This window comes from Sphingomonas sp. Ell38C01 (assembly GCF_055231975.1).
The window spans coordinates 2,230,106-2,252,030 of sequence record NZ_JBUYVA010000001.1 but is presented as its reverse complement, the minus strand read 5'-3'; the positions used below and the strand labels follow the sequence as shown (position 1 = coordinate 2,252,030).

Genomic DNA, 21,925 nt, shown 5'->3' with positions numbered 1-21,925 from the left:
CTTATGGCGCTCGACATCCTTGTCGTCGACGACGAACTCGATATCCGCGAACTCGTCGCCGGGGTCCTCGAAGACGAGGGCTACGACACACGCAACGCCGCGGACAGCGACGCCGCGCTGGAAGCGATCGCCTCGCGCCGGCCGAGCCTCGTCCTGCTCGACGTGTGGCTTCAGGGCTCGCGGCTCGACGGACTCGAACTGCTCGACGAGATCAAGCGGCGCGATCCCTCGATTCCGGTCCTCGTGATTTCGGGCCACGGCAATCTCGATACCGCGGTTGCCGCGATCCGGCGTGGCGCGGTCGACTTCATCGAAAAGCCCTTCCAGGCCGAACGCCTGCTGTTGATGGTCGAGCGTGCGACCGAAACCGAGCGGCTGCGTCGCGAAGTCGCCAGCCTGCGCGCGTCCGCCGGCCGCGAGCCCGACCTGACGGGCAGCTCGAGTGCGATCAACGGGGTACGCGCCACCCTGAAGCGGGTTGCGGGCACGGGCAGTCGCGTGCTCATCATGGGTGCGGCGGGGGTCGGCAAGGAAGTCGCCGCCCGCCTGCTCCACGGCTGGAGCCAGCGCGTGTCGTCACCGTTCATCATCGTCAGTGCCGCGCGAATGACGCCCGAGCGCGTCGAGGAAGAGCTGTTCGGGGTGGAGGAGGGGGGCGATCTCGTCCGTCCCGGCCTGCTCGAACAGGCGCATGGCGGCACGCTGTTCCTCGACGAGATCGCGGACATGCCGGTCACCACGCAGGCGCGCATTCTGCGGGTTCTGACAGACCAGAGCTTCAGCCGCGTCGGCGGCACCCGCACCGTCAAGGTCGACGTCCGGGTCGTCTCCGCGACCGCGCGCGACCTGATGCACGAAATCACGGAAGGGCGCTTCCGCGAAGACCTCTATTACCGGCTCAACGTCGTCCCCGTCGTCATCCCGCCCTTGTCCGAGCGCCGGGAGGACATTCCAGCGCTGGTCGACCATTTCGTCGCGCATTACGCCGCCGAGCGCCGCGTCCCGACCCCCGAAGTCGCGACCGATGCGATGGTCGCGCTGCAATCCTATGACTGGCCGGGCAACGTCCGCCAGCTCCGCAACGTCGTCGAGCGCACGATCATCCTGACGCCGGGCGACCGGATCGGGCGGATCGACCTGGATCTGCTGCCCGCCGAGGTTCTGGGCGATCAGGAGATGGGGGCAGGTGGCACCGCGATCATGGGCGCGCCGCTGCGCGAGGCGCGCGAGACGTTTGAGCGCGAATATTTGCGCGTCCAGATCCGGCGCTTCTCGGGCAACATCTCGCGCACGGCCACCTTCATCGGGATGGAGCGATCGGCACTGCATCGCAAACTCAAGCTGCTCGGCATCACCGATACGACGCGCGAGGACTGAAAGGGGGATGGCGAAACGCCCCCCGCCATCCTAGATTGCTTCCCGCAGGCGAACGAGCCTGTACCACGATGCCGGCGTTACCGGCGCACCGCGGGGCAAACCCCGCCAACAAAAAAGGGACCATCATGGCCGACAAGCAGACTTCGCTGCAGGACCTGTTCCTCAACGCGCTGCGGCGATCGAAGACCCCCGTCACGATGTTCCTCGTCAAGGGCGTGAAGCTTCAGGGCATCGTTACCTGGTTCGACAATTTTTCGGTGCTGCTGCGCCGCGACGGGCAGTCGCAGCTGATCTACAAGCACGCAATTTCTACGATCATGCCCGCAGGCCAGATGGATCTGACCGCTATCGTCGACGACATTCCCGATTCGCCGCGCAAGCAGCCGTTGTTGCAGGATATTTTCCTGAACGCCGTGCGTCGTTCGGAGGACAGCGTCACGATGTTTCTCGTCAACGGCGTGATGCTCCAGGGCAATATCGTCGCGTTCGACCTGTTCTGCATGCTGCTCCAGCGCGAAGGCATGGCGCAGCTCGTGTACAAGCACGCGGTGTCGACGATCCAGCCCGCGCGTCCGCTCAATCTGGCGGAAGAACCCGACGATACGGTGGACGATTGAGGATGGCCGCGTGAGCACCGGGTTTGACCGCGATCGCGACGAATTCGCGCGTGGCGCGCGCGCGATCGTCGTTTATCCCGAACACGGCATCTCATCTCGCGATGCGGAGGCTCGGCTGGAAGAGACGGCCGGGCTTGCCGCCGCGATCGGCGTCGTCGTCGCGGACAAGGTCGCGCTGCGCGTCCGCAACGCACGTCCCGCAACGTTGATCGGCAGCGGCCAGATCGAGGCGCTGGCCGCCAGCGTTAGGATGGAGGAAGCAGGGCTGGTCGTATTCGACGCCGCGCTGACGCCGGTCCAGCAACGCAATCTCGAGACCGCGCTCGAAGCCAAGGTCATCGATCGCACCGGACTGATCCTCGAGATTTTCGGCGAGCGCGCCGCGACTGCCGAAGGTCGGCTTCAGGTCGAACTCGCGCATCTCGATTACCAGGCTGGCCGGCTTGTGCGCAGCTGGACCCATCTGGAGCGCCAGCGCGGCGGGTTCGGCTTCCTCGGCGGGCCGGGTGAGACGCAGATCGAGGCCGATCGCCGATTGATTCGGGACCGGATGGCGCGGCTCCGGCGCGAACTCGATCAGGTCAGTCGTACGCGCGGCCTGCACCGCGACCGAAGGCAGCGCGCGCCATGGCCGGTGATTGCGCTTGTCGGGTATACGAATGCCGGAAAGTCGACGCTATTCAATCGCCTGACGGGCGCCGACGTCATGGCCGAGGATCTGTTGTTCGCAACGCTCGATCCGACGCTGCGGCAAATCTCGTTGCCCGGGATCGACAAGGCGATCCTGTCCGACACCGTGGGGTTCGTTTCCGAACTTCCGACGCAACTTGTCGCCGCCTTTAAGGCCACGCTCGAAGAGGTCGTCTCTGCGGACCTGCTGATCCACGTTCGCGACATCGCGCATCCGGATACGGAGGCGCAGCGCGCCGATGTGGAAACCGTGCTGACCGAGATCGGTGTTGACGATACCACCCCACGGATCGAGGTCTGGAACAAGCTCGACCTGCTCGACGCGGATCTCCATGCGGAAATCGCGGGGGAGGCCGCGCGGCGCGACGACGTCGTGGCGCTGTCCGCGCTGAGCGGAGAAGGGGTCGCCGCACTGGTCGAGACGATGTCGGCAAGCGTGACGCAGGGGCACCGGCGATATCGCATCGGTCTCGATGCCGGCGATGGCGCGTCGGTCGCTTGGCTTCACGCGCATGGCGAGGTTCTCGGGCAGACCACCGAGGGGTTGCGGACCGACTATGACGTCCGTCTTGCCCCCCGCGATTACGAGCGGTTCCTTCAGCGCGAAGGCTGATCGCGTTCGCCGTCCTTCACCGCGCTCCACAGCGCTTCCTTGGCGTCGAGGGCGAGCGCGGGGAAGGCGGCTCCGGCAAGGGTTTCCATCGTTGCGAACCGGCGCTCGAATTTTCGATTGGCCGATCGTAAAGCGGCTTCGGGATCGATCTTGAGATGGCGCGCGAAGTTCACGACAGCAAACAGCAGGTCGCCGACTTCTTCCTCGATCGTGTCTGGCGTTGCCGACGCGATCTCGGCGAGTTCCTCGTCGATCTTGGCGCGCGGACCGCTCGCATCGGGCCAGTCGAACCCGACACGTGCCGCACGGCGCTGGAGCTTGTCCGCGCGCATGAGGGCCGGCAATCCGGCCGCGACGCCCGCAAGCGCACCACCGTCGGCGAAACCGCCGCGCTCGATCGCCTTGATCGAGTCCCAGTCGGGAGCATCGATGGCGCCGGCGAAGATATGGGGGTGCCGGCGTTCCATCTTGTCGCTGATCGCGGCCACGACATCGGGCAGGGCGAAGTATCCGGCTTCCTCGGCGATCCGGCTGTGGAAGACGACCTGAAGCAGAAGATCCCCCAGCTCATCCTTGATCGCATCGGGATCGCCACGCTCGATCGCGTCGGCAACTTCGTACGCTTCCTCGATCGTATAGGGCGCGATCGTTGCAAATGTCTGTGCCCGGTCCCAGTCGCAACCGACATTCGGATCACGCAGGCGCGCCATGATCGCAACAAGCCTGTCTATCATCGCCCCCCCCCTCCCGACACGATAAATCCATTACTCGATAATATACATTATGTAAAATCATGGTGTGGTGTCAGGCTCCAGGATGAGCGTCCGGTCCTCCACCCGCCACGATCGCAATCGCGACAGAAAGTTCATTCCGATCACGTCGGTATCGCCGAACGACGCGGATACGACCACCGGCAAACCCCGCGCCGTGATCCCGCCAAGCTCGAACCGGTCCACCGTTGCGGTCTTTGCCTCGACCGGCCCATTCGCGGTGTTCAGCGTGACGGGAAACGGACTTTCGTCGATATCAAGGCCTGCAGCGGTCGCGGTCGCGGTCGATAGCGCGGTCGTGGTCGCGCCGCTGTCGACGAGCATGCGCCGCGATTGGCCGTTGATCGTGACGTTGGCCCAGAAATGCCCATCCTCGGACATCGCAATCCGAACGGTCGATCCCGAAACCATCTGCTCGCTGCCGACGATATTCGTCCATATGCCCGCGATCCGATCGCGCTGGCCGACCAGGGCGAGGCCGATCAGGAAGATGACGACCCAGGCCAATGCCATCTTGAGCGTCGGCCCGACCGGCACCCGGCGCGATATCAGCGCGGACAGCGGCAGGATGAGGATCAGCGCATAGATCAGCGCCTGGCCGACCTGCTCGCTCACCAACCCGCCTCGAACCCGTCGAACCCCGGCTCGACACCATCGGGAAGTTCCGAGCGCAACGTCGCATAGTCCATCGACTGGTCCATGTGGATCAACGCCGCGCGCCGCGGTGCCAGTTCATCGATCCAGCCGAGCGTGGTCGCGAGATCCGCGTGCGAAGGATGCGGTCGCCGCCGCAACGAATCGACGATCCAAAGGTCCAGCCCGGCATAGATCGCACGCATCGCGTCGGTCAGCGCGTGGACGTCGGTCGCGTAACCGACCGCGACGCCACCCGCCTCGAACCGCAAGCCCGCCGACGTTATGTTGCCATGCGGTTGATCCGCAACGAATATATCGATCGACCCGATCGTCAGCCGATCGGATAGCGGAGCCAGTGCGACGGTCGGCGGATAGCCATCGAGCCCGTCGAATACGTAGCGGTAGCGCGCTTTCAACGAAGCGCCGGTTTCCGGCCGTGCGAATGCCGGAACCGGCCGGCGCAGCGCATGATAGATCTGGCGAAGATCGTCGATCCCCGCGGTATGGTCGGCATGGTCGTGCGTCCAGATCACCGCATCGACCGTGGCCACCGCCGCGGCGAGGAGTTGTTCGCGCATGTCCGGCCCGGTATCGACGAGGACCCGCGTTCCCTCATGCTCGACGAGCAGCGCCGCCCGGGTGCGCCTGTTCCGCGGCTCGAGTGGATCGCAGTCACCCCAGTCATTGCCGATCCGTGGCACCCCGGACGACGTTCCCGACCCAAGGATGCGGATCTTCACGCTTTGGTCTTCGTAAAGAGCTCATGGAAATTCCGTGCTGTAACCTCCTGCAAATGCTGGAGGTCTTCGTTACGGAGCTTTGCGATGAACGCCGCCGTATCGGCAACGAACCCGGGCTCGCCCGCCTTCCCGCGATGCGGCACCGGTGCCAGGAACGGAGCGTCGGTTTCGATCAGCATGCGCTCCAGCGGCAACCGCGCCACCGTCTCCTGCAGGTCGCGCGCACTCTTGAACGTGACGATCCCCGATATCGAGATGTGGAACCCGAGGTCGAGCATCCGATCGGCGAACGCCCCTGTGCCGGTGAAGCAATGGATGACCCCGGCGAAGGCCCCCTTCCCCAGTTCCTCTTGCAGGATCGCGGCCGTCTCGTCCTCCGCATCGCGCGTGTGAACGACGATCGGCACCTGCGCCTCGCGGGCTGCGGCGATGTGCGCACGAAAGCTCATCTGCTGCTGTACGCGGTCGCTGTGATCGTAGAAATAGTCGAGACCCGTCTCCCCCACCCCGACGACGCGCGGATGCCGCGCGCGCGCGACGAGCTTCGCGGTATCGACATGCGGATGCTTGTCCGCCTCGTGTGGATGGATCCCGACGGTGGCCCACACATCGGGCTCGCGCTCAGCAGTCGCGAGCACGTCGTCCCACTCATTCTCGCGCGTGGCGATATTGAGCATTGCGGTGACGCCACGCGCACGGGCACGCTCCAGCACGGCCTGCTGCTCCTCCACGAGCCCCTTGTAGTTCAGGTGGCAGTGGCTGTCCGCGAGCATCAGGCGACCTCGGTTGGCATGTTGAGCCGCGGGAACGCCGGCGTCGGCGCGCCGAGCGGAACACCGGATGCCGCCCGGCGCGCATACCAGCCGTCGTTGTCGATCGCGGCATGATCGCGCTCGTCCGCGCCCAGCGTATCGAGGATCGTCGCCGCACCCGTCGGCACGACCGGGAGGATCGCGATCGCCAGCATCCGGATCGCGCGGACCAGCGTGCCCAGCACCGCATGCATCCGGTCGGGGTCGGTCTTGCGCAACGCCCACGGCGCTTCCGCATCGATATATTGGTTGCAGGCGACCACTCCGCGAAGCCAGGCCTCGATTCCTTGGCTCAGCATCAGATCGTCGAACGCGGTTCGCATGCCCGCCGCGGCGACGACGACTTCCTCGATCACCTGCGCATCGGCATTGTCCGCGCGTCCAGCCTCGGGCAGCGCACCACCCAGGTTCTTCGCGATGAACGACAACGTGCGTTGCGCCAGGTTGCCGAACGCGTTCGCCAGTTCGGCATTCACCCGCGTCACAATGGCATCGGCTGAATAGCTGCCATCCTGTCCGAAGCTTACCTCGCGCAACAGGAAATAGCGCAATGCATCGACCCCGAACGCCGTAGCCAGATCGCCGGGATCGACGACGTTGCCGAGGCTCTTCGACATCTTCTCACCCCGGTGGAGCAGGAAGCCATGTCCGAACACCGACTTCGGCAGCGCGATCCCCGCCGACATCAGGAAGGCGGGCCAATAAACCGCGTGGAAGCGGACGATGTCCTTGCCGATCAGATGCAGGTCCGCGGGCCAGTACCGCATGTCGCCATCGGGATAGCCCGCGCCGGTCAGGTAGTTGGTCAGCGCATCGACCCAGACATACATCACATGCCCGTCGCTGCCGGGCACCTTGACGCCCCAGTCGAAGCTGGTACGCGATACCGACAGGTCCGACAGCCCGCCCTCGACGAAGCGCATCACCTCGTTGCGCCGGCTGTCCGGACGAACGAAGTCGGGGTTGGCGGCATAGAGGTCGAGCAGCGGCTGCTGGTATCTCGACAGGCGGAAGAACCATGTCTCCTCGACGGTCCACTCGACCGGCGTGCCCTGTGGCGACAGCTTCGCGCCCTCCGCCTCGACCAGTTCCTTCTCGTCATAGAACGCTTCGTCGCGCACCGAGTACCAGCCCTCGTATCGATCGAGGTACAGGTCGCCACTCGCCGCCATCGCTTCCCAGATCGCCTGGCTCGCGCGGTGATGATCGGGCTCGGTGGTGCGAATGAAGCGGTCGTACGATATCTGCAAGCTGTCGCACATCGCCTTGAAAAGCGACGACATCTCGCTTGCCAGATCCCGCACGTCCTTGCCCTGCGCGCGTGCGGTCTGGACCATCTTGAGGCCGTGCTCGTCGGTGCCGGTCTGGAACCGTACGTCGCGCCCGGCCTGTCGCTGGAACCGCGCGATCGCGTCGGCGGCTATCGCCTCGTAGGCGTGGCCGATATGTGGGCGGCCATTGGGGTAGCTGATCGCGGTGGTGATGTAGAAAGGCTCGGCCATGCGACCGGCACTAGTCGATCGTTCGCGTCAGGTGAAGCCGCGTCAGTCCTGCGCCAGCCGCGCGACCAGGCCCGCCATCTCGAACACCGTGCCCTGCGCCTCCAGCGACAACCCGCGCGCCGCGTTCGCCAGGTCGCGCGCCTCGCCATAAGCGTCCAGCGCGGTCTTGAGCGCCACGCCATGCCGGTGCACCGCAGCCTGGGCGATCATCGTCGGCGCGCGATCGAGAAACGCCTCGTATCGCGGCTGAGCGGCCTTGAGCGCCAGGGACTTCGCGAGCTTGGCACGTTGCGCGTTGTTCGCATCGCCGTCGCGCGCGATCGACTGGAGCGCCGAGTCGATCCCATGGAGATCCAGCCCGGCATAGCGCAGCGCGCGTCCCGGCGCGCCGTCGCCCGCACGGACGAGCACGTCGATCTCGTCCGGCGTCGCATCGGGCGCCAGCCGCGCCAGCGCCCGGCGCATCTCCTCGGTCGACAGCGGCTCGAACCGCAGCAGCCGGCACCGCGAGCGGATTGTGGGCAGCAGACGCCCCGGCGCATGACTGACCAGCAGGAAGATCGTCCCCGCCGGTGGCTCTTCGAGGCTCTTGAGCAACGCATTCGCACCGTTGCGCTCCAGATCGTCGACCGCATCGATCACGATCACCCGTCGCGACGACAGCGATGGCGTCGTCGCGAACATCGGCAGCATCGCGCGGACCTGCGCGATCGTGATGCTGCGCGCATACTCGCCCTCGGGCTTGTCGGCGTCCTTGGGAAGCCGGGCAAGCTGTCGGAAGTCGGGATGCGATCCCGCCTCGACCAGCGCCCGGACCGGATGGCCCTCGGGCACCTCGAAGCCGGTGGGCAAGCCTGCCGGCGCAGACCCTTCCGCCAGAAGCCGAAGCGCCGCGACGCGCGCGAACGTGGCCTTGCCGACGCCTTTCGGGCCGACGATCAGCCATGCGTGATGCAAGGTGCCGGCGTCGATCGCGCCGCGAAACGCCGCCTGCGCTGCGGCATTGCCGACGAGCGACGTCATGGCAGCCAGTCTGCGAGGTCCGCCATGATTTCGGCGGTCACCGCATCGGGCGCGCGCGCGGCGTCGATCGTGCGGAACCGTTCGGGCTCTGCAACGGCGAAGCGATCGAACGCCGCCGCCACCGCGCCGTGGAAATCCATACCGCGCACCGCGAATCGATCGGCCGCCGCACCGTCGCGCTCTTCCGCACGGTGAACACCCTGCGCGACCGGCAGCGTCAGGACGAACGTGCGATCAGGGAGCAATCCGCGCGATCCGAACGCGTGAAGCGCAAGCAGTGCAGCGTCGTCGATTCCGCCCGCCAGTCCCTGATACGCACGGGAAGAATCGAGATACCGGTCGCAGATCACCCAGTGCCCCGCGCCGATCGCGGGCCGGATCGTCTTTTCGACATGGTCCGCACGGGCCGCCGCGAATAGCAACGCCTCCGCGTGCGGGCTCCAGCGCGCGACGTCGCCCTGCATCAGCAGCGCGCGGATCGCCTCCGCACCCTCGCTACCGCCCGGCTCGCGCGTCACGATCGCATGGACCCCCACCTCGGCCAGCGCCGCGGCGAGCGCACGCGCCTGCGTCGATTTCCCCGCGCCTTCGCCGCCTTCGAGCGAGACGAAGCGTCCCTCGATCATCCGAAGATGCCGGTCAGCCCCGCCCAGGCGCGCCCGAAGAACCCGGCCTGGTCGACGTCGGTTTCTGCGACCAGCGGCAGGGTCTGCACTGGCAGGCCCGGCGACGACACGACCAGATCCGCGATATGCTGCCCCGCCTTGATCGGCGCCTTCACCGGCCCCTGATAGACGACCTTCGCCGTCATCACCGGCACCGCGCCCGAAGGCAGCGACACGGTCAGGTCGCGCGGGGCGACGAGTCCGACGCTCGATGACCCACCCAGCTGGACGTCGGCCTGCTCGACCCGGCGGCCCTTCTTCACGATGGGCTTGGCCTGCCAGGCGCGGAAGCCCCAGTCCATGAACCGCACCGATTCGGCGATTCGCGCATTCGAGCTGTTAAGTCCCGCCAGCACCATCACCAGACGCCGCCCATTCTGTTCCGCGGACCCGGTGAAGCCGTACCCCGCCTCCTCGGTATGCCCGGTCTTGAGCCCGTCGGCACCCGCCACGCGGCCCAACAGCGGATCGCGGTTCGCCTGGGTGATGTCACTGCCAGATCCCAGCGTCTTGCCCCAGGTGAACTCGCGCTTCGAATAGAACTGCTTGTAGAGCTGCGGATGCTGGTTGATCGTCGCCGCTGCCAGATCGGCCAGGTCCTTCGCGGTGACATAGGTGACGCCATTGTCCGGCCAGCCGTTCGACGTGCCGAAATGACTGTTGTCGAGCCCCAGCTTCTTCGCCGCCTCGTTCATCCGGCTGACGAATGCCTCCTCGGTGCCCGAAATGCCCTCCGCCAGCACGACGCACGCGTCGTTGCCCGAGAGCGTGACGATCCCGTAGAGCAGGTTGGCGACGCTCACCTTCTCGCCGGTCGACAGGAACATCGTCGAGCCCGCAGCGGGGCCGTGCCACTTCTGCCATGTCTCCGGGCGAACCTCGAACTGCTGATCGAGCTTCAGTTCGCCCCGCGCGATCATGTCGAACGCGACGTAGACCGTCATCATCTTCGCCATCGATGCCGGCGGCATCCGGCGATCGGCGTCCTTGGCGTACAGCACGGCGCCAGACGAGAGGTCCTCCATGTACGCGATCGGCGCGGGGGTATTGAACTGCGGCGCGGCGGCGGCGGTCGGATAGGCGATCGCGGCGGCCATCAGCGGCAGGGCGAGCGTGGCGAGCTTGGTCATGGATACGGTCCCGGCAGTTCTAGTCGTTGGTCTGAATCTGTGCGTCGCCATAGCCCTGAGCCACGGCGGCGTCACGCGCGCGGTTCGCGCTCGCGCGATCCGCGAACGGGCCGAGGCGCACGCGCCACAGGTCGCCATTGGCGACGACGCGCCCTTTCAGGCGCGTCGCCAGCCCCTCGGCCCGCGCCTCGTTCGAAAAGGTCGCAACCTGCACCACAAATGCGCCCGATCGCGACGCCGGCGGCGCGGGCAGGTCGAGCGCGAGCGACGACTCGACATGGTGCGGCGGGGCCGGCGCGGCCTTCGCTCTACCCCCGAGCGCCGGCAGCGTACGGCGGAGCGCCGTGAGCACCGCAGGCGGAGCGTCGAGCCGCGCCGACGCAGGCCGCCCTTGCCGCAACGCCTGCATATCGGAAGGCGACGGGACGAGACTGCGAACGCGGACCGGCGACACCGGCGTGCCCGATACGCCGAGCAATTGCGCCGCGCCGCGCGAAAGGTCGATCTCGCGATCCGCCCTGCCCGGTCCGCGATCGTTGACGAGCACGAGGATCGTCCGCCCGGTATCGAGCGCGGTCACCTCTGCATAGGATCCCAGCGCCAGCGTCCGATGCGCGGCAGTGATCGCGGCGGGATCGAACGGCGCGCCCGATGCGGTCGCGCCGCCCGCCACTTCCTCGCCATACCAGCTCGCATAGCCGACTGCGTCGTATCGACCGTCGCGTGCGCTCGACGTCCCGCTCGGCCCGTCGACGGCGCCCAGTTCGGGCGGGAGCACAGCGACGGCCTTGCGCGGCGCGCCTGCGGGAGGCGCAGTCGCAGTCAGCTCGGGTGGATAGGCGGGGCCGCCACCGCACGAAGCAAGCAGCACCGCTACCGGCAATGCCGCCGCCCTAGCGCGCGACCGCATCGGCCAGCAGCCCCACCGACAGCGCGTAGAAATTCGAGCAATTGTAATCGAGGATCACGCGGTAGTTGCCGGTCAGCAGGTACGCGGTCTCGCCAGCGCCATCCGGCTCGATCAACGTCGCGAGCATGCGATCGCCGGGCCACACGCCCGATTGCGGGGCAACGCCCAGCGCACGCCACTCGGCCATCGTCTTCCAACCGCTATGCCGGGCGAACACGCGCGGGCAGCGCGGCGACACGAGCCGGTTCGTGACCGCACCGCGATCGAACGCAGCAGGAACGGTGACCGCGACACCCCACGGCTCGCCGCGGCGCCAGCCCGCGTCGACGAAATAACCGGCGATCGAGGCCAGCGTGTCCGCTGGGCTGTTCCAGATGTCGGCACGCCCATCGCCATCGCCGTCACGGGCGATGCGCAGGTAGATCGACGGCAGGAACTGCGGATTGCCCGTCGCTCCCGCCCAGCTTCCCTTGAGCTGTTCGCGCGACACGCCGCGATCGATCATCTTCATCGCGGCGATGAACTCGCCCTGGAACAGCGGCCGACGACGCCCTTCATAGGCCAGGCTGGCAAGGCTGCGCAGCAGGTCGAAATTGCCGGTATAGCTGCCGTAATTCGTCTCGTGGCCCCAGATCGCGACCATGATCTCCTCGGGCACGCCCGTCTCCGCCTCGATCCGCGCCAGCCGTCCGCGCTGGGCCTGATAGGTGGACCGCCCACGCGTGATCCGCGCGGTATCGACATGCTGGATCCGGTAGGGCGCGAACATCGAAACGGGCGCATTGGGGTTGCCCCCCGGCTGCTGCTGGTCGAGTGCCACGACGCGCGGGTTGAACGTCAGCGTCGGCAGCACCGAATCGACCGTCGCGGCACGGACCCCCTGCGCGATCGCAGTGCCGCGCAATTGCGCCAGATAGGCCTGGAACCCGGCCTCGTCCTGAACCTGTGCATGCGCCGCGCCACCTGCACAGAGACAAGCTGCGGCCAGAACCGCGGATTTGATCGATCGGATGATGCGCCCCTTCACCGGCCCCGTGTGGCATATCCCGGGGCATACCGGAACCGGAGATCGTCTCCGGACTTGCACGGATCGGCGCACGCCGTCATGGACCCGCAAGGCTGCGGAGAGATGGCCGAGTGGTTTAAGGCAGCGGTCTTGAAAACCGCCGTGGGTGGAAGCTCACCGTGGGTTCGAATCCCACTCTCTCCGCCAACGCCGCCGGTTCCACGGGATCGCGCGCTATTGTCCGCAAAACGCGTGATCGTACGTCAACCTGCCTGTCGGGCGGTGAGCAATGCCCTGATCCTGCTGGCGTCATCCCGGTCGACCGGATTGTAGCCGAGCATGGTCAGGTCCGGCCGGCCATCGACCGGGAAGGCGGAATATTCCATCGCGATTTCGCCGAGCATGGGGTGGCGCAGGTGTTTGATGCCGTCGCCGAAGCCACGCACGTCGCCCTCCTCCCACATCCGCGCGAAGTCCGGGCTGCGGTGACGCAGCTCGTCCACGAGCGGTTCGACCGTCGCGTCGGCCCCGGCGCGCGCGATGTCGGCCCTGAACACCGCGACCATGAACCGTGCGACGCCTTCCCAGTCCAGGTTCATCGTCCGCGATCGCGGATCGAGGAAGACCAGGCGCAGTACATTGCGCTCCTCCGGAGGCAGTCTGTCATAGTCCGTAAGAATTGCGGCAGCCGCGGCGTTCCATGCGACGATGTCCCAACGCATGGTGCGGATAAAGGCAGGGTTGGCGTCCATGGCATCGAGAACGCGCTGCAGGCGCGGGGTGACGCTGCCCGGCGGCCGATAGCGCACGTCGGGCAGGCGCCCCAGTCCCAGCAGGAAAAGATGCTCCCGCTCGACATCGGTCAGCAGCAGGGCGCGCGACACCCGATCGAGCACGTCGGCCGACGGTGCGCCGCCGCGCCCCTGTTCCAGCCAGCTATACCATGTCGTGCTGATGCCCGCGCGCTGCGCGTCCATGGACGGTCGGCGACCGAGACCGACCTGCCGGCGTCGGATCCTTCCTATCCACGCCGGTCCGAAGAGGCGGAGCGTCGCGTGGACGAACGGGGCGTGCGCGCGGCGAGCGTCAGGCTCCCCTCCTCCGTCCACGGCGTCGGCGAGACGCACGGCTTCGTGCCGATCCTCATCGACCTCGCCCGTCGCACGGGGGTGTCCGCCTATATCGGCGATGGCGCCAATCGCTGGCCGGCCGTGCATGTGTCGGATGCCGCACGCCTCTATCGCCTGGCGCTGGAGAGCGGCGCGACGCAACCCGCCTATCACGCCGTCGGTGAGAACGGGGTCGTATTCCGGGACATTGCCGAGGCGACCGGCCTCAAACTCGGTCTTTCCGTCGAACCCCGCAACGCGGCCCATTTCGGCCGATTCGCAGGGTTTGTGGGCGAAGACATTGTGGCGTCGAGCGCGATGACGCAGCAGTTCCTGGACTGGCAACCGACCGGTCCAGGCCTGCTCGCAGACATCGGACAACCGGACTATTATGCTGGCGCCTGACCCACGCGCGAACCGACGACGACCTTGCGGGTGCGCGTGTTCGATCGCCGACACGTCGGCCATACTGCCGGCGGAATCGAAAACTGTCGCGCGAACGCCGGGCCCGTCATCGCCGGACGCGGGCTGCCACTTCAGGACGCCTGCGCGGCGAGCGCCTCGAATGCTGGGGGCTCGAGCGGTTTGCGGAACTGGCAGCCGGCGGTGTAGTCGTCGGACCACATCACGTCCGCCGCGACCGGCCCGATACCGGGCAGGGTCAGCCAGATCGTCGAGCCGCGTTTCAGCGCGGAATAGGTCTGGAGGCGAGCGCCGCTGATCGAGATGTCGATCACCTTGCACAGCGTACGACCGAGGCCGCCCAGCTGCCCGAGCCGCGCGTCGAACGAAACCGGCGCACGCGGACTGCGGCGCCGGCCATCACGTTCTGCAGGTTCGAACTCGGCAGCGAACATCCGACGAAAGTAGGACTTACGTCCCTAACGCCCGGTTAATCCGCTGCCGTCATTTCGTTACTTGCGCAGCGTCAGCCCGCCGCCGAAGCGCTTGTTGAAGCGCGCGACCTGGCCACCCGTGTCGAGCATCGTGCCGCGGCCGCCGGTCCATGCGGGATGCGCCAGCGGATCGATGTCGAGCGTCATCGTGTCGCCTTCCTTGCCCCAGGTCGAGCGCGTCTCGAACACGGTGCCGTCCGTCATCTGGACCTTGATGACGTGATAGTCGGGATGGGTATCGGCCTTCATCGGACATGCTCCTTGTGCGGCTGGTTCCGACCAGCCTGGAAACGGAAAGGCGCGCGCCTAGCCGACACACGCCATAAAGTCAAAAGGCGCGCGAACGTCACGACGTTCACGCGGATCACGCCGTCTTGGGCGGATCCGCGATCATCGCGGTAAAGTTCGCTTCAGCAACGACTTGGCCGTCAACCTTTGCGATGCCTGCGAACTTGCACACGCTGGAGCGCTTCTGGACGAACGTCACCTCGAGGCGAAGCAGCACGCCGGGCTCGACCGGCTTGCGGAACTTCGCGCCCTCGATTGCCATGAAGTACACCAGCTTCCCCGATCCCGCGAGCCCGAGGCTCTCGACCGCGAGCACGCCCGCGGCCTGAGCGAGCGCCTCGACGATCAGCACGCCGGGCATGATCGGGCGACCGGGAAAATGCCCCTGGAAGAACCCTTCGTTGATCGTCACCGCCTTGATCGCCGCGATCGACCGGTCGAGGATCAACTCCTCGACGCGGTCGACCAGCAGCATCGGATAGCGATGCGGCAGCGCCGCCATCACCCGCGCGATGTCGAGCGGGCCGATGGCGATGCCGCCGTCGACGGCCTCGCTCACCGGCCGCTGGGCTGGCGACGCGGCGTCGTCGCCGCCGGGGCGGTCGCGGCGGGCGCGGTGCCGGCAACGGGTGCACCGGCGGCCTGGCCCTGCTGGCCCGGCTGCCAGTTGGCGGGCGGCGTAACGCTGACGGTCGGCATCACGCGATCCAACTCGGTGGTGATCGCCGCGGTGATATCCGCGGTCGGCTGCGCGAACAGAGCGGCGTTCGGGCGGATCAGCAGGCTGACGTTCTTGGCGCGCACCGCAGCCTGGACCGCGTCGGGCAGCTTGGCCGAGATCTGCTCGATCGCATATTGCTGCGCGCGCTGCGCCGGCTGGGTCAGGCGCGCGATCTCGGCATTGCCGGCCTGCTCCTTAGTCTGGATCGCCTGTGCCTGCGGACGCAGCGACGCCTCGGTCGCGCCGGGCGCGCGCGCGGCGGTCTGGTACGCGGTCACGAGCGGCTGGAGCTCGGTCGAGATCGCCTGGCGACGCGCCTCGGCCTGATCGAGCTGGGTCTTATAGGTCGCCTGGATCTGGGTGCGCGCCGCGCCCCAGGCCTTCGAACCAGCGACCGCCGCCTCGGGATCGGCGACCGCGATACCGGCGACCTGTGCCTGCGCATGGGTGGCGACGAGGGTGGCGGGAGCGGCCAGCGCGGCCGCCATCAGGATGGTCTTGAACGTGTTCATCAGAACTGGGTCCCTACGTTGAAAGTCACGAGCTTGGGGTCGTCGCCGGGCTGCGAGATGATCGCCCGGGCGACGTCGATCCGGAGCGGACCGAATGGCGAATTCCAGTTCACGCCCGCACCCACCGAGAGGCGCGGCCGCGGCGAGTTGCCGTAGAAGCGCTCCTGGAAAGGCTGGATCGTGTTGGTCAGGATGGTGTTGGAAACGGTGCCGTCGCACCCGCCCGCCGCGTTCGGCACGCCGACCGCGCAGGTGGAGGTGCCCGCCGCGATGATCGTCCCCGAACTGTCGGCCTGCGAATAGGCGTAGAGCTGCTGCCCCGAGCTGTTCACCACCGGGGTCACGAGGTCGCCCGTATAGGCCTTGCCCGTCGTCGGATCGATCAGCGTCGGGAAGGTCGCGGTCGCGGTCGGGCGCGTGATGCCCCAAAGGCTGCCGATCTGCGCGTAGATCGACGGCCGCAGCCCGAGCTCGCGCGCGCCGGACCCCAGCGGAATCTCCAGCTCGGCACGGCCCAGATAGTAATAGCGGCCGCCCAGCGCGTCGTCGACGATCTGGTCGCGATCGGTGAGCAGCGTCTGCGCCGGCGTCGAGTCCGAGAAGCGGATGCGCTGGACGCGCGGGCCGACGCCGCGGATGTCGAAGCCGCGGAACTGCGGCTCGCCCAGATAGAAGCGATCGGTGATGCGGACCTTGTCGATCCCCGCGCCGCGGCTCTTCTCCAGGCTGAAGATCGCGCCGCCCTCGGCGACGATCGAACCGATGAAGCCGCGACCGATGTTCCAGAACTTCGAGCCTTCGGCCCGCGTACGGATATATTTCACGTCGCCGCCCAGCCCGGCGAAGTCCTGGCTGAACGACAGCCGCTGTCCCGCGGTCGGCCGCAGCCGGCTGTTCAGGCTGTCGTAGATCAGCGAATAGCCGACCGATGACGTGAACCGGTTGCCGATCGAATCGCACAGGTAACGGCCTGCGGTGAACGGATCGCAGACGCCGTTGGTAAAGTAGCTCGCATCGAGCCCGACCTGATCGTACGACAGGCCATAGCGCGCCGACAGCGACCAGAATTCGGTGAGCGGCACGCCCGCGCGCACCTGGAACCCGGTCGACACCTGGCTGTACGTCGTCTGGCGGGTGTTGTTGGTGAAGTTGAACGCATTGTAGTCGCGTCGGAACACGTCGACGCCGACTGCGATGTTCCGATCGAACAGATAGGGCTCGGTGAAGCCCGCCTCGATCGACTTGGAATAGCTGGAATAGTTGACGCCCAGCCGCAGTTCCTGCCCCTTGCCGCGGAAATTGCGCTGGGTGATGTTCGCCTGGATGATGAACCGTTCCAGGCTCGAAAAGCCTGCCGAGAGCTGGAGCTCGCCGGTCGACTTCTCCTCGACGTTCGCCTCGAGCACGACGCGGTCGGGCGACGTGCCCGGCGTCTGCTTGATCTCGAACTTGTCTTGGAAATAGCCGAGGCTGTTGATCCGGTCCTGCGAGCGCTTCACCTGGAAGCTGTTGAACGCGTCGCCTTCCGCCAGACGGATCTCGCGACGGATCACCTTGTCCTGCGTGTTCGTGTTGCCCGCGATCTCGATCCGCTCGACATAGGTCCGCTTGGCCTCGGCGATGTGAAAGTTGATCCCCATCGTCAGCGTGTCGCGGTCGCGTGCGAATTCGGGGTTCACGTCGGTGAAGGCGTAACCGAACAGTCCGGTCGACTGCGCGAGCGATTCGACCGAATCCTCAACCATCTTGGCGTTGTACCAGTCGCCCTTCTTCATCGGCAGCGACTTGGCAAGCGCCTTGCCGTCGAAGTCGCGGATCTCGCTGTCGACGCCCACGTCGCCGAACTTGTAGCGCGGGCCTTCCTCGACGACATAGGTGATGATGAAGTCGCGCTTGTCGGGCGTCAGTTCGGCGACCGCGGAGGTCACGCGGAAATCGGCGTAGCCTTCGGTCAGGTAGAACTGGCGCAGCTTCTGCTGGTCATAGGCCAGCCGGTCCTGATCGTAGGACGTGTTCGACGACAGCAGCCGGAAGATGCGCGCCTGCTTGGTCGCCATCTGCTCGCGCAGCTTGTCGTCGTCGAACACGGTGTTGCCGATGATGTTGATCTGGCGGACCTTGGACTTCGGCCCTTCCGCGATCTCGAACACGATATCGACGCGGTTCTGGTCGAGCGACACCATCTTGGGATCGACCGACGCGGCGAAGCGCCCCTGCCGGCGATACAGCTCGATGATCCGCGCGACGTCCTGCCGCACCGCGGTGCGCGTGAACACCTGACGCGGCGCGAGCTTGATCTCCTTGGTGATCTTGTCGCTCTTCAGGCTCTTGTTGCCCTCGAGGATCACGCGGTTGATGATCGGGTTCTCGCGGATGCGCACCACGATGTCGCCGGTCTCGCCGCCCGCGATCGACACGTCCGCCAGGAGCCCGCTGGCGAGCAGGTCCTTGATCGCCTGGTCGAGCACCTCGTTGGTGTAGTTCTCGCCGACGCGCAGCTTGGTGTAGCTCAGCACCGTCTCGGGCTCGATCCGCTGCGATCCCTCGACGCGAAGCGTCTTGATCTGGCGGACCACCGCGGGCGGCGGCGGAGTCGGCGCTTCCGGCCGCGGGCCGGGTGCGGTGGCGCCCTGCGGCGCGGCCGCTCCCGGATTTGTACCTTGGGCTAAGGCTGGGGCGGCGGACAGCATCGTGCCCGCCATCAGGGCGGCCACGCTGCGCGTGCCGAAAGTCGAACCGTTATGCGTCACAAACCACCCCAAGAAATCCCGCCAGGACAGGCGGAAGCCGACCCCTGCAACACGCGCCCCTGCCCCAACTGCCTCACCCGATCAACCCGCCGAGGCTTTTCCACACGCCGAAGTTGCCGAGATCGTTGAACGTCACGAACACCATCAGCGCCAGCAATGCGGCCAGTCCGCCGCGATACGCCCATTCCTGCGTCTCCACCGTGACCGGCCGGCGACGCACCGCCTCGATCGCGTAGAAGAACAGGTGGCCGCCATCCAGCATCGGGACTGGCAGGAGATTGATGAACCCCAGATTGATCGACACCAGCGCGATCAGGAAGATGAACGCGGGAACGCCCAGGCTGATCTGCTCGCCGGACGCCTTGGCGATCGACAGCGGCCCGCCGAGTTCCTTTACCGAGCGGCGACCGGTGACGATCTGCCCGATCGTCTCGACCATCATCTGCAGGATCTCGCCCGTCCGCTGTACCGCGACGACGGGCGCGCGCAGCAGCGACACCGGCTCGTACACCGGCGCGGTCGGTGCGATTCCGAGCAGACCGACCTTGTACACGTTGCCGAACCGGTCGCGCTGCACCTCGGTCGCGATCGTCGCGTCGATGCTGCGCGCCGCGCCGTCGCGGACATAGTCGATGCGGACAGGTTCGCCCGCGCGGATCTTCACGTAACGGATCATGTCGTCGAACGTGTCGACCTCGCGCCCGCCGAGCGCGAGGATCCGGTCCCCGGCCTTCAGCCCGATCGCCGCCGCCACGGTGCCGGGCACCGCCTGCCCCACGACGGGCGGCGTGCGGCTGTCGCCATAGGCCAGCGCGAAGCCCGCGAGGATCAGGATCGCGACGACGAAGTTGATCGCGGGGCCCGCTGCGACGATGATCGCGCGCTGCCACACGGGCTTGGCCTGGAACGTCAGGTTGCGCTCCTCGGGCGGCAGCGCGAGCCATTCGGCGGTCGGGTGGCTCGCGGGTGCCATATCGCCGGCGAAGCGGACATAGCCGCCCAGCGGCATCCAGCCGAGCTTCCACCGCGTGCCGCGCCGGTCGGTCCAGCCGGCGATCTCACGCCCGAAGCCGATCGAGAAAGCATCCGCCTTCACCCCGAACCAGCGGCCGGCGAGATAATGGCCCATCTCGTGGATGAAGACGAGCGGCCCGATGACCAGCAGGAACGCGACGATGGTCAACAGGAAACCGGGAGACTGGATCAAACCGCGACATCCTTTACACGCTGGTCCGCCAGCCCCCTCGCCTCGGCGTCGATCGCGAGGACCGCGTCGAGCGTCTCCGGCGCGGGCGGATCGTAGCGTGCCAGCGTATCGGCGACGATTGCGGCAATTTCGAGGAAGCCGATCCGGCCCGCCAGGAACGCGGCGACCGCGATCTCGTTGGCGGCATTGAGGATCGCGGGCCGCGCGCCCCCCGCCGCCAGCGCCTCGCGGGCGAGCCGCAGCGCCGGGAACCGCTCGAAATCGGGCGCTTCGAAATCGAGCCGGCCGATCGCGGCCAGGTCGAGCGGCGCGCCCGGCGTCGCCATCCGGTCGGGCCAGGCCAGCGCATAGGCGATCGGAGTGCGCATATCGGGCGGGCCCAGCTGCGCGATCGTCGAGCCGTCGACATATTCGACCATCGAGTGGATCACCGACTGGCGATGGACGATCACGTCGAGCCGGTCCGCGCCGACCGGGAACAGGTGGAACGCCTCGATCAGTTCGAGCCCCTTGTTCATCATCGTCGCCGAATCGACCGAGATCTTCGCGCCCATCGACCAGTTGGGGTGCGCGACCGCCTGTTCGGGCGTGATGCCGCGCATCTCGGCGAGCGTCCGGTCGCGGAACGGGCCGCCGCTGGCGGTGAGGATGATCCGGCGGACACGCTCGGGCGCGGTGCGGTCGAGGCACTGGAACACCGCGTTGTGCTCGGAATCGACGGGCAGCAGCGTCGCACCAGCCTTGGCGACCGCGCGCTTCATGACATCGCCCGCAGAAACGAGCGCCTCCTTGTTCGCCAGCGCGAGCGTCGAGCCGTCCTCGATCGCCGCCAGTGCGGGCCCCAGCCCCGCGCACCCGACGATCGCCGCCATCGTCCAGTCCGCATCGCGCCGCGCGGCATCGGCGACCGCATCCGCGCCGCCCGCCGCTTCGATACCGGTCCCGGCCAGCGCGTCGCGCAGGTCCGGCAGGCAGCGCGCATCGGCGACGACCGCGATCTCCGCGCGAGTCCGGATCGCGGCGGCAGCGAGTTTCGCGACGTCGCAATTCGCAGTCAGCGCGACGACCTGGAACGCCTCGGGCTCGCGTTCGATCAGGTCGAGCGTCGAGGTGCCGACCGACCCGGTCGCACCGAGTATGCTGACGCGCTTCATACGTAGAAATACGGCAGGACGACGAGGAACGCTGCGAGCGGTGCAACCGGCACCAGCCCGTCGAGCCGGTCGAGCACGCCGCCATGCCCGGGCAGGATATGCCCGCTGTCCTTGACGCCGGCGCGCCGCTTCAAATGGCTCTCGTACAGGTCGCCCACCTGCGCCAGCATCGCAAGCGCCGGCGTCGCCAGCGTCATCCGCCACGGCAGCCCGAACTCCCAGTGCATGAACACCGCAAACGCGCTCGCCAGTGCCACCCCGCCGATCAGCCCGGCCCACGTCTTGTTCGGGCTGATCGTCGGCGCCAGCTTCGGCCCGCCGATCGCGCGCCCCGCGAAATACGCTCCGATGTCGCATGCCCAGACGAGCGCGAGCGCCCACAGCGCGAACACCATGCCGTCGGACTGCCGCCGGATCAGCATCAGCGCCATCACCGGGATGCCGCAATAGAGGATGCCGAGCGCCAGCTGCGGCCGCTTCGTGACGATCACGACGAAGAACGCCGCGCCGGCCAGCAGCCCGAGCGTGAAGAAATCATGGACGACGAGGATCAGCGAGGCCGGTGCAGTCAGCGCGAGCGGGACGCACAGCGCGAACTGGACGATCCGCTTCGTCCGCGCCGACTCCGCATGCAGGTCGCACCACTCGCTCATCATCAGCAACGCGACGACGCAGGCGAGCACCCAGAAGGCAATGCCGCCCAGGAACAGCGCAGCCGTCGCGATCGCGATCATCCCGATGCTGGCCGCGACACGCAGCCGGAGGTTCGACGCGGTCCGCAGCTTCGCATCGGGCGT

The 21,925-nt window shown here is 67.1% G+C and carries 23 protein-coding genes and 1 tRNA gene; 5 read left to right on the top strand and 19 right to left on the bottom strand.

All coding sequences use genetic code 11. From position 1 onward, the window contains the following. The first annotated feature begins 3 nt into the window (after window positions 1-3). The 3 genes from ntrX to hflX all read left to right on the top strand — a co-directional run bounded on the left by ntrX (window position 4) and on the right by hflX (window position 3,297). Window positions 4-1,377 carry a nitrogen assimilation response regulator NtrX gene (ntrX, locus tag ACV7NO_RS10640; protein WP_463405970.1) on the top strand — a complete coding sequence of 458 codons (1,374 nt, stop codon included), beginning with the start codon at window positions 4-6 and terminating at the stop codon, window positions 1,375-1,377. A gap of 68 nt (window positions 1,378-1,445) precedes the next feature. Further along, window positions 1,446-1,994: an RNA chaperone Hfq gene (gene hfq, locus ACV7NO_RS10635; protein ID WP_463405969.1), complete on the top strand. Its 549-nt coding sequence runs from the start codon at window positions 1,446-1,448 to the stop codon at window positions 1,992-1,994. A gap of 10 nt (window positions 1,995-2,004) precedes the next feature. Then, window positions 2,005-3,297 carry a GTPase HflX gene (gene hflX, locus ACV7NO_RS10630; RefSeq protein ID WP_463405968.1) on the top strand — a complete coding sequence of 431 codons (1,293 nt, stop codon included), beginning with the start codon at window positions 2,005-2,007 and terminating at the stop codon, window positions 3,295-3,297. Here the strand turns inward: hflX and mazG are convergent. Genes mazG through ACV7NO_RS10580 form a run of 10 tightly spaced genes read right to left on the bottom strand, consistent with a single transcriptional unit; the run spans window position 3,282 to window position 12,500 of the window. After that, the gene (gene mazG, locus ACV7NO_RS10625; protein ID WP_463405967.1) at window positions 3,282-4,031 is read right to left on the bottom strand and encodes a nucleoside triphosphate pyrophosphohydrolase; all 750 of its coding nucleotides are present in this window, start codon (window positions 4,029-4,031) and stop codon (window positions 3,282-3,284) included. The genes hflX and mazG overlap by 16 nt on opposite strands. A 57-nt stretch (window positions 4,032-4,088) precedes the next feature. Beyond that, window positions 4,089-4,682 carry a retropepsin-like aspartic protease family protein gene (locus ACV7NO_RS10620; RefSeq protein ID WP_463405966.1) on the bottom strand — a complete coding sequence of 198 codons (594 nt, stop codon included), beginning with the start codon at window positions 4,680-4,682 and terminating at the stop codon, window positions 4,089-4,091. After that, the gene (locus ACV7NO_RS10615; RefSeq protein WP_463405965.1) at window positions 4,679-5,443 is read right to left on the bottom strand and encodes an MBL fold metallo-hydrolase; all 765 of its coding nucleotides are present in this window, start codon (window positions 5,441-5,443) and stop codon (window positions 4,679-4,681) included. Before ACV7NO_RS10615 ends, ACV7NO_RS10620 begins: the two co-directional genes overlap by 4 nt. After that, window positions 5,440-6,216, bottom strand: a complete 777-nt coding sequence (locus ACV7NO_RS10610; protein ID WP_463405964.1) for a TatD family hydrolase — start codon at window positions 6,214-6,216, stop codon at window positions 5,440-5,442. The genes ACV7NO_RS10615 and ACV7NO_RS10610 overlap by 4 nt, the downstream gene beginning before the upstream one ends. Further along, window positions 6,216-7,757 carry a methionine--tRNA ligase gene (gene metG, locus ACV7NO_RS10605; RefSeq protein ID WP_463405963.1) on the bottom strand — a complete coding sequence of 514 codons (1,542 nt, stop codon included), beginning with the start codon at window positions 7,755-7,757 and terminating at the stop codon, window positions 6,216-6,218. Before metG ends, ACV7NO_RS10610 begins: the two co-directional genes overlap by 1 nt. Before the next feature lie 42 nt (window positions 7,758-7,799). Next, entirely contained in the window at window positions 7,800-8,780 is a 981-nt protein-coding gene (locus tag ACV7NO_RS10600) for an AAA family ATPase (RefSeq protein ID WP_463405962.1), read from the bottom strand. After that, a complete protein-coding gene (gene tmk / locus ACV7NO_RS10595) occupies window positions 8,777-9,406 on the bottom strand; it encodes a dTMP kinase (protein WP_463405961.1) in 630 nt (209 codons plus the stop codon). Before tmk ends, ACV7NO_RS10600 begins: the two co-directional genes overlap by 4 nt. Further along, window positions 9,403-10,575, bottom strand: coding sequence for a D-alanyl-D-alanine carboxypeptidase family protein (locus tag ACV7NO_RS10590; RefSeq protein WP_463405960.1), 1,173 nt, complete (start codon window positions 10,573-10,575; stop codon window positions 9,403-9,405). The genes tmk and ACV7NO_RS10590 overlap by 4 nt, the downstream gene beginning before the upstream one ends. 19 nt (window positions 10,576-10,594) lie before the next feature. Next, a complete protein-coding gene (locus ACV7NO_RS10585) occupies window positions 10,595-11,485 on the bottom strand; it encodes a septal ring lytic transglycosylase RlpA family protein (protein ID WP_463405959.1) in 891 nt (296 codons plus the stop codon). Then, complete coding sequence (locus ACV7NO_RS10580) at window positions 11,469-12,500, bottom strand: lytic murein transglycosylase (RefSeq protein ID WP_463407320.1); 1,032 nt, start codon at window positions 12,498-12,500, stop codon at window positions 11,469-11,471. The genes ACV7NO_RS10585 and ACV7NO_RS10580 overlap by 17 nt, the downstream gene beginning before the upstream one ends. 108 nt (window positions 12,501-12,608) lie before the next feature. On the opposite strand from ACV7NO_RS10580, the gene ACV7NO_RS10575 reads away from it, so the two are divergent. After that, window positions 12,609-12,698 (top strand) — tRNA-Ser (locus ACV7NO_RS10575). A gap of 56 nt (window positions 12,699-12,754) precedes the next feature. On the opposite strand, the gene ACV7NO_RS10570 is transcribed toward ACV7NO_RS10575, so the two are convergent. Further along, window positions 12,755-13,600, bottom strand: coding sequence for a helix-turn-helix transcriptional regulator (locus ACV7NO_RS10570; protein WP_463407319.1), 846 nt, complete (start codon window positions 13,598-13,600; stop codon window positions 12,755-12,757). Between ACV7NO_RS10570 and ACV7NO_RS10565 the strand changes: the two genes are divergently transcribed. Continuing rightward, complete coding sequence (locus ACV7NO_RS10565) at window positions 13,547-14,005, top strand: Rossmann-fold NAD(P)-binding domain-containing protein (protein ID WP_463407390.1); 459 nt, start codon at window positions 13,547-13,549, stop codon at window positions 14,003-14,005. The two genes, ACV7NO_RS10570 and ACV7NO_RS10565, sit on opposite strands and share 54 nt — an antisense overlap. A gap of 131 nt (window positions 14,006-14,136) precedes the next feature. Here ACV7NO_RS10565 and ACV7NO_RS10560 read toward each other — a convergent pair whose 3' ends face one another. The 8 genes from ACV7NO_RS10560 to ACV7NO_RS10525 form a co-directional block, all read right to left on the bottom strand. Continuing rightward, complete coding sequence (locus tag ACV7NO_RS10560; RefSeq protein ID WP_463405958.1) at window positions 14,137-14,457, bottom strand: PilZ domain-containing protein; 321 nt, start codon at window positions 14,455-14,457, stop codon at window positions 14,137-14,139. 57 nt (window positions 14,458-14,514) lie between these two features. Next, the gene (gene rpmE / locus ACV7NO_RS10555; protein ID WP_463405957.1) at window positions 14,515-14,745 is read right to left on the bottom strand and encodes a 50S ribosomal protein L31; all 231 of its coding nucleotides are present in this window, start codon (window positions 14,743-14,745) and stop codon (window positions 14,515-14,517) included. Between the two features lie 115 nt (window positions 14,746-14,860). Continuing rightward, on the bottom strand, window positions 14,861-15,343 hold the full coding sequence (gene fabZ, locus ACV7NO_RS10550) for a 3-hydroxyacyl-ACP dehydratase FabZ (RefSeq protein WP_463405956.1): 483 nt from the start codon (window positions 15,341-15,343) through the stop codon (window positions 14,861-14,863). Beyond that, complete coding sequence (locus ACV7NO_RS10545; protein WP_463405955.1) at window positions 15,340-16,017, bottom strand: OmpH family outer membrane protein; 678 nt, start codon at window positions 16,015-16,017, stop codon at window positions 15,340-15,342. Before ACV7NO_RS10545 ends, fabZ begins: the two co-directional genes overlap by 4 nt. Then, entirely contained in the window at window positions 16,017-18,719 is a 2,703-nt protein-coding gene (bamA, locus tag ACV7NO_RS10540; protein ID WP_463407318.1) for an outer membrane protein assembly factor BamA, read from the bottom strand. The genes ACV7NO_RS10545 and bamA overlap by 1 nt, the downstream gene beginning before the upstream one ends. Before the next feature lie 121 nt (window positions 18,720-18,840). Then, entirely contained in the window at window positions 18,841-19,974 is a 1,134-nt protein-coding gene (rseP, locus tag ACV7NO_RS10535) for an RIP metalloprotease RseP (protein ID WP_463405954.1), read from the bottom strand. Then, a complete protein-coding gene (locus tag ACV7NO_RS10530; protein WP_463405953.1) occupies window positions 19,971-21,128 on the bottom strand; it encodes a 1-deoxy-D-xylulose-5-phosphate reductoisomerase in 1,158 nt (385 codons plus the stop codon). The genes rseP and ACV7NO_RS10530 overlap by 4 nt, the downstream gene beginning before the upstream one ends. After that, on the bottom strand, window positions 21,125-21,910 hold the full coding sequence (locus ACV7NO_RS10525; protein WP_463407317.1) for a phosphatidate cytidylyltransferase: 786 nt from the start codon (window positions 21,908-21,910) through the stop codon (window positions 21,125-21,127). Before ACV7NO_RS10525 ends, ACV7NO_RS10530 begins: the two co-directional genes overlap by 4 nt. Between the last annotated feature and the right edge of the window lie 15 nt (window positions 21,911-21,925).